Annotated in this window: 8 protein-coding genes and 1 tRNA gene; all 9 read right to left on the bottom strand. The window is 43.1% G+C overall.

The window, feature by feature from the left end; genetic code table 11:
* Window position 1 precedes the first annotated feature (1 nt).
* A tRNA-Gly gene (locus B4G81_RS00435) sits at window positions 2–74 on the bottom strand.
* A gap of 58 nt (window positions 75–132) precedes the next feature.
* Window positions 133–606, bottom strand: a complete 474-nt coding sequence (locus B4G81_RS00430; protein ID WP_294078873.1) for a GAF domain-containing protein — start codon at window positions 604–606, stop codon at window positions 133–135.
* Between the two features lie 107 nt (window positions 607–713).
* Window positions 714–1,394 carry an OmpA family protein gene (locus B4G81_RS00425; protein ID WP_294078869.1) on the bottom strand — a complete coding sequence of 227 codons (681 nt, stop codon included), beginning with the start codon at window positions 1,392–1,394 and terminating at the stop codon, window positions 714–716.
* Between the two features lie 47 nt (window positions 1,395–1,441).
* Entirely contained in the window at window positions 1,442–1,780 is a 339-nt protein-coding gene (locus B4G81_RS00420; RefSeq protein WP_294078866.1) for a hypothetical protein, read from the bottom strand.
* Window positions 1,781–2,018: 238 nt separating this feature from the next.
* The gene (gene yidC / locus B4G81_RS00415; RefSeq protein WP_294078863.1) at window positions 2,019–4,013 is read right to left on the bottom strand and encodes a membrane protein insertase YidC; all 1,995 of its coding nucleotides are present in this window, start codon (window positions 4,011–4,013) and stop codon (window positions 2,019–2,021) included.
* Window positions 4,014–4,022: 9 nt separating this feature from the next.
* Window positions 4,023–5,636, bottom strand: a complete 1,614-nt coding sequence (locus B4G81_RS00410; RefSeq protein ID WP_294078860.1) for a CTP synthase — start codon at window positions 5,634–5,636, stop codon at window positions 4,023–4,025.
* A 64-nt stretch (window positions 5,637–5,700) separates the two neighbouring features.
* A complete protein-coding gene (locus tag B4G81_RS00405; protein ID WP_294078857.1) occupies window positions 5,701–6,372 on the bottom strand; it encodes a cell division ATP-binding protein FtsE in 672 nt (223 codons plus the stop codon).
* 7 nt (window positions 6,373–6,379) lie between these two features.
* Window positions 6,380–6,847: a DUF4870 domain-containing protein gene (locus tag B4G81_RS00400; RefSeq protein ID WP_294078854.1), complete on the bottom strand. Its 468-nt coding sequence runs from the start codon at window positions 6,845–6,847 to the stop codon at window positions 6,380–6,382.
* Window positions 6,848–6,905: 58 nt separating this feature from the next.
* Window positions 6,906–7,313: a VanZ family protein gene (locus tag B4G81_RS00395; RefSeq protein ID WP_294078851.1), complete on the bottom strand. Its 408-nt coding sequence runs from the start codon at window positions 7,311–7,313 to the stop codon at window positions 6,906–6,908.
* Window positions 7,314–7,428 lie beyond the last annotated feature (115 nt).

Below are 7,428 nucleotides of genomic sequence, written 5' to 3'. Positions count from 1 at the left end.
GAGCGGAAGACGGGACTCGAACCCGCGACCCTAACCTTGGCAAGGTTATGCTCTACCAACTGAGCTACTTCCGCAATTGCTGTGCAAAGGTACTTTTTTGTTTTGTCTCTACAAAATATAAGAAGGGAAAAATTAACGGACCAGGGCACAAATTTTTTCCAGATAGAAAGCATCGGTTTCATCGAAATGATTAAGACGATCGCTATCCACATCCAATACTGCTGTCACTAAACCGTTTTTCTTCACCGGTAATACAATCTCTGAGCGCGACAAGTTGTTGCATGCGATATGGCCGGGAAACTGATTGACGTCAGGAACAATCAATGTGCGACCTTCTTTCCATGCGGTACCACAAACCCCCTTCCCATAAGAAATGCGGGTACAGGCCAAAGACCCCTGGAAGGGACCAAGTACCAACCGGTCGTCTATTACACGGTAAAAACCGATCCAAAAGAATTCAAATGCTTCCTTGAGAGCAGACGAGATATTCGCCATATTGGCAATAAGATCGGGCTCTCCTGCCGTTAACACCTGTAACCGGGGTAACAACGCTTGATAAGTTTCTTCTTTGGATGCCCCGTAAGGGAGGTATAAGTCTTCAGACATCGCCGTGAGAATTATAGATGAAAAAATCGCACTACCCACAAAGGTAATGCGATTTTAAAAATTTACATTATAAAAAACTAACTTATTTCATCTGCACAATAGCACACTTATCGGGCTTGTTCCTGTGCTTCCCGAATCATCTTAGCATTGGGAAGGATATATACTTCTACACGACGGTTCTGTGCACGACCGTCTACAGTATTGTTATCAGCTACAGGTTGTGAAGAACCGAAACCTTCAGACATGATACGGCTTCCGGCAACCCCTTTGGATACGAGATAATTATATACCGATTCGGCACGTTTTTGTGACAATGGGTTGTTGATAGCATCGCTACCGGTACTGTCGGTATGCCCATAAATTTTCACATCGGTGTCGGGATTGTTTTGCAGCGAAGTAGCAAACTTATCAAGCGATGAACGTGAAGCAGTATTTAACGTGCTTGAGTTGGTAGCGAAAAGGATACCCGATTCGAAAGTAACTTTGATGGCTTCCCCTTCGTTGACTTTCTCTACCTGGGCGCCTTCGATCCGCTCGAGCTCGGCTGCCTGCTTATCCATTTTGTTGCCGATAATAGCTCCGGCAGTACCTCCCAGTACAGCTCCTATACCGGCACCCCAAGCGGCACCTTTACCTCCTCCGGCAATGGCCCCGATTCCGGCTCCAAGCGCTGCACCTCCACCGGCACCAATACCTCCACCTTTTACCGTATTGTTTGTTCCACAACCCGATAATACCAATGCACCACCTAAAATACCGATGGCCAATAACTTTGAAAATTGTTTCATAATTTCTTTGTACTTTTAATTAAAACTTAATTTATTAATTTAATTCGTTAATCGAACAGATTCAGGGTCTCATAATAGGCCAATTCCCCCGCCACAATAGCTTCTATCTGCTCGTCAGTATAATCCCTCCCTATGATATCCCGATTTTTACGAGCATTTCCATGGATATAACTGAGAAGTTCATCCTCATCGATCTCTATCTCTGAGTCTTCATCCTCATTCTCGTCGAGATATCCCTTCTCTTCGTAAAAATCATAAATAAGATCTACTATATAGTTGATCTCATCGTCGGAGAACGCATCCTTCATCTCCTCCGGCAGGTTTTCACGGATGAAACGCAAAGAGTCGTCTTCATCATACTCAAGTACTTTATCTTCCTGACTCATGTGAATATGTTTTTAAAAAGTAAATATCAACTTTCTAAACTAGAAACAAATTTCAGAAAAATAAGTTCAACAGATTGTTAAAAACTCATTTTTTTATGTCTGTGGGGCTTTTCTCTACAAGAACGAAAAAACCTGTAGATACAAAAACGGTACACACATCATTCTATTATTCTATAAAATTGATATGTGTACCGTCTACCCTATACAGATATTTTATCTATCCATATATAACCCGGTTTTAATGCCGGTAATTTCGTTTAGCATTTTCTTTGGCTTTTTCACGCGCCATTTTCTCCTGCATCTTTTGTGCCTCTTCAAGACGAGCCATAAAACCCGATTTCTTTTTGGGCTTTTTCTTGTTGGCCTCTAACTGCGCCAATACCTTATCTTCATCGATCAACTGCTTCATAAGGAAAGTAAGACCAATCGTAATAAGAGTAGAGAGGAAATAGTAATAATTCAACCCCGCCGGATAATTATTGAGGAAGAAGAACATAAAAACCGACATAAAGATGGGCATGTACTTCATGCCCGGCATGGCCTGTGTTGAACCGGTATCGGTCATCGCCATATTGTATTTCGTATAAATTACGTTGACCGCCGTCATCAATAGGCAGAATATACTGATATGATTACCCAGGAAACGGGTAATAAGGGGTATATTGCCGCTCCATGATATAAGGGAGTCATAGGTGGAGAGGTCATCGGCCCAAAGGAAACCCTGCTGCCGCAGTTCAATAGCTGCGGGAAAGAAAAAGAAAAGAGCCAACAGTACAGGCATTTGTATCAGCATGGGAAGGCAACCGCTCATCGGATTGATTCCCACCTTATTATAGAGCTCCATAGTAGCTTGCTGACGTTTCATCATCATCTCCTGATCGGTACCCGGATATTTTTTCTCAAACTCCTGAATCTGGGGACGAAGCACTCTCATTTTTGCCGACGACATAAATGATTTGTAGGTAAGGGGCAAGGTGATTATCTTCACCATAAGAGTGAGGATAAGGATAATAAGTCCCATCCCCCAGTTGAGGGAGAGGAAGAAATTGAATACAGGAATTACAAACCATTTATTTACCCAGCTAAGCCAACGATAGCCGAGATAGACATTCTCTTCAAGTTCCAGTTTATCGGCACTTTTGGAAATATCTTTATCATAAGCTTTCAGCGTATTATAATGTACGGGCCCGAAATAATAATTGAAACCGGCGGTGATCAGGTCGCTGTCGGGACTAATCACTACGGGCACCCATCCCTCGGCTTTATAGTATTTGGTATAATCAGGGCTACTGAGTACCTCCGAATTAAGAATGGTGTTGTTGAAAGGCTGTTTACCGATAACGATGAAAGTGAAATACTGATCCTTGAAAGAGAACCATTTGAGTGGTTCCGAAAGCTCTTTATGATCATTTTTCGTCTCACTCATCTTCTGCACATCCTGCTTATCGTACTTATAATGAATCCGTGTGAAACGGTTTTCAAACATGCGGCCTTTCTCCTGCTGACGGATTTTCTGTTCCCAATTCATACGGAAATTAGTAAGACTCTCAGGGTGCAGGCCGTTCTTCATCCCTGCCAGACGCACCTCAAAATCCATCATATATTCATCGGCAGGCAAAGTATACACAAAGTCGATGTATTGTCCGGGTCCCTGTTCCAGACGCATAGTAACAGAACGACCATCAGTACTGGTAATGGGTGTAAAAATAAGATCTTCAGTAGAAAGATGGACACTATTGCGGTTGAACAGGTTGAGATTAAAACGGGCTTCATCCCGTCCATCAAACAGCAGGAGATCTTTCCCCGAATGATGGAGGTATTCTTTGATCTGTACCGATTGTATCACCCCCCCATGGGTATTGAGGAGAAGTCGTATTTTTTCGTTTTCAAGAACGACGGTTTCTTCCTTTGCCGATTGAAGTGTGTTCTCCGGGAGTGTGTCCAGCACAGTTGAATCTACTGCTGAAAGGGAGGTCGTATCCATTCCTGAGGGAGTACCGGCACTAAAGAAATCCGCGATGGGATCCACTGTGGAGGGAAGCATCGTATCAGACTGGGCATCCCTCGCATTTTGCTGTGCGGCAAGTTGTGCCCGTTCGGCTTCCATCATAGCGATAGAATCACGCATGCGCCGTTGGGCCTCTATCTGTTCAGGATTGGGTCTGTTATAAATTGTAAAAGCTATAATGATAGCTGTGATAAGAAGTAATCCTATGACTGTATTTCTATCCATTTTCAGTTTTTATTTTTCATCATGCAATTCAGCCGCCGCCTGCATAAAACTCATAAATAGCGGATTGGGAGAAATAACGGTACTATTGTATTCGGGATGGAATTGGGTACCAAGATACCAGCGGAGGCGAGGAACCTCTACCACTTCTACCAATTCCGAATCAGGATTGATACCGGTACATTTCATGCCGGATGCCTCGAATCGCTCTTTATAAAGATTATTGAACTCATAGCGATGACGGTGACGTTCGCTCACCTTGGTCTTGCCATAGGCTTTATATGCCAACGATCCTTTCTTGATCGCACAGTCATACGCTCCAAGCCGCATGGAAGCACCCATATTGGTAATATGCTTCTGCTCCTCCATCAGATCAATCACTTTGTCCGATGCTTTCGGATCAAACTCGGAGGAATTGGCTCCCGGAATATTCAAAACCGAACGGGCATATTCAATCACCATACACTGCATACCGAGGCAAATGCCGAAAGTGGGAATATCATTTTCCCGGGCATAACGCAATGCCAGATATTTTCCATCAATACCACGTTGACCGAATCCGGGTGCAATCACAATACCATCGGCATCTTTCAGCGTCTCCTCCACATTCTCCGCATTGATTTTCTCCGAGTGACAGAGATCGAGGTGCAACTTCCTGTCATTATAGATAGCAGCTTGAGAAAGTGCCTCATTGATCGATTTATACGCATCCGGCAATTCAGCATATTTCCCTACCAACTTGATACATACTCCTTTTTTAGCATTTTTACGCTTCTGAAGAAAATTTTTCCATGCATCCAAGTTGGCACTGCCTTCAACAGGCATATTCATTTTACGCAATACTACTTCATCCATACCCTGCTTCTGCATCATCGTGGGTACTTCGTAAATAGTGGATACATCCACCGATTGCATCACTGCACCCTGTTCCACGTTACAGAAAAGGGCTACCTTATCGAGAATATCCTTGTTCAGATAACGATCAGTACGAAGCACCAACATATCCGGCTGTATACCAAGAGATTGCAACTCTTTCACGGAATGCTGGGTGGGTTTGGTCTTTACTTCTCCCGCGGCAGCTATATACGGAACATATGTGAGGTGGACACAAAAACAGTTGCGTCCGAGTTCCCAGCGTAGCTGGCGAACCGCCTCCAGAAAAGGAGTGGATTCAATATCTCCCACAGTACCCCCGATCTCGGTAATCACAAAATCGAATTTACTCTTCACGCCCAATGATTTTACGTTACGCTTGATCTCATCGGTGATGTGGGGAATAACCTGCACAGTCTTACCGAGATAGTCGCCGCGGCGTTCCTTCTGGATTACATTCTGATAAATCCGTCCGGTAGTGATATTATTCTCTTTGGTTGTCTGTATGTTCAGGAACCGTTCATAGTGTCCCAAGTCGAGATCGGCCTCATGACCATCAACGGTGACATAACACTCTCCATGCTCATATGGGTTAAGGGTACCAGGATCGACATTGATATAGGGGTCGAATTTCTGAATAGTGACTTTATAACCTCTTGCCTGCAATAACTTACCAAGCGATGCTGCAATGATTCCTTTTCCCAATGAGGAAACTACACCGCCTGTAACAAAAATATACTTTGTATCGGCCACAATTGTGAATGATTTAACGTGATGAATTTTGAAGTTGCAAAGATAGGAAAAAATTTGGTTGAATTCACATTTCGACCAGTGATGCGTTTTCGCAACGTATGATTTTTCCGGGAAAGACCTGCACGATAGAGTAATTATGGGTAGACATGATGACGGCGGTGCCCCGACTTGATATCTGCTGCAAGAGGGCGACGATCTGACTTCCTGTTTCGGGATCAAGATTACCGGTCGGCTCGTCCGCCAGGATCAATGCAGGAGAATTGAGCAGGGCACGTGCAATGACTATACGTTGCTGCTCGCCGCCGGAAAGCTCGTGCGGCATCTTATAAGTCTTATTCTGCATGCCCACCTGCATCAATACCTCATTGATACGGTCCCTGATTTCACGACGATTCTTCCAACCCGTCGCACGTAAAACAAATTCGAGGTTCTTTTCGACACTCCGGTCGATAAGCAGTTGAAAATCCTGAAAAACAATTCCTATCTTCCTACGAAGAAAAGGAATCAGCCGGCGTTTGATTCCGGCCAATTCATAATCGAATACCCGGGCACTCCCTTCTTCAATAGGCAATTCCCCATACATGCTTTTCATCAAGGTACTTTTTCCGGAACCCACCTTCCCGATTACATAGAGAAAATCTCCGCGGTTGACAGACAGATTAACATTGTGGAGAATTATATTCTCCTCACGGTTCAATTGCACGTTGGAATAATTGACAAGTTGTTCCTGCACCATACCCGGTCTATTTGAAAAATTGAATGGTAAACGGATATTTCCAATACTCACCATTATTGGCTTTAACGGAAGCAATCACTACAAAAACGGCATAAAGCACTCCCAAAACAATTGCTACCGGAATACCAATCAAAGTGATACAAAGAACAGCGGCATAAATAACATAGCTGATCATTGCATTGAGGATATTTTTTCCGTGCTTGTCAACATTGGCGTTGGTATCTTTATTGGTTGTCCACATAAGAATGGGCACAATAAAACCTAATAACGCAACAATCACACCAACAAACTGGGTAAGATGCATCAGCATCAGATAAGTATTCTCGGTAAGTCCGAATAATGGTTGCTTACCGGCATTGCTGAAGGAGTTCCCCTGATCATTGAGGATCCTTTCTTTCTCCCGCTGGTATTCCTCTTCGGAAATACTGCCTTTCTCCCGTAATTCGTCCAGAATCTTTAAATCTTCGTATTTCATATTTTTTTAAGTGAATAGGTAAAAATAAAGAGTGAATAGCTGTCTTAAATATGTAATGTCACAAAGGTATATTTTTTTTAGAATAACGGTGTTTTTTAAGGAATATAATTACGATGAATGTCGCGGTAATCGATCCGAGCATATCAGCGATCCAATCGCCCCACTCCGCACTGCGAGACGCAAAAAAATATTTTTGCAGCAACTCGATGATCCCCCCATAGATTACAGGAATAAGAAATCCCCAGAAGAGCCAACGGCACATCGAGGGCTTTCCCTTGTGCATCCGGTAATAATCAACCAAAGAGACCGCAGAAAGGAAAAAAAACATACTGAAATGCACCACTTTATCCCATGCAATCCCTTCCGGCATAACGGGCAATTGAGAAGGTGTGACCAAACATGTAACAATAAAAATAATCAACCCTGTAAGTAGGGGTAAAAGTGTATATCGCAACAGTATTTTCATAAACATTGATTGAGCCGTAAATAACAGCATTGATAACAAAATAGGGAGTGTTTTTGTTTAAGATAATCATCCAATTGGGCGTTGAATAAAAAACCGGCAATAGAAATACATAAAG

It is taken from the genome of Proteiniphilum sp. UBA5384 (genome assembly GCF_002410825.1).
Classification (GTDB): domain Bacteria; phylum Bacteroidota; class Bacteroidia; order Bacteroidales; family Dysgonomonadaceae; genus Proteiniphilum.
The sequence above is the reverse complement of the archived record's forward strand: the minus strand, read 5'-3'. Positions and strand labels throughout refer to the sequence as shown.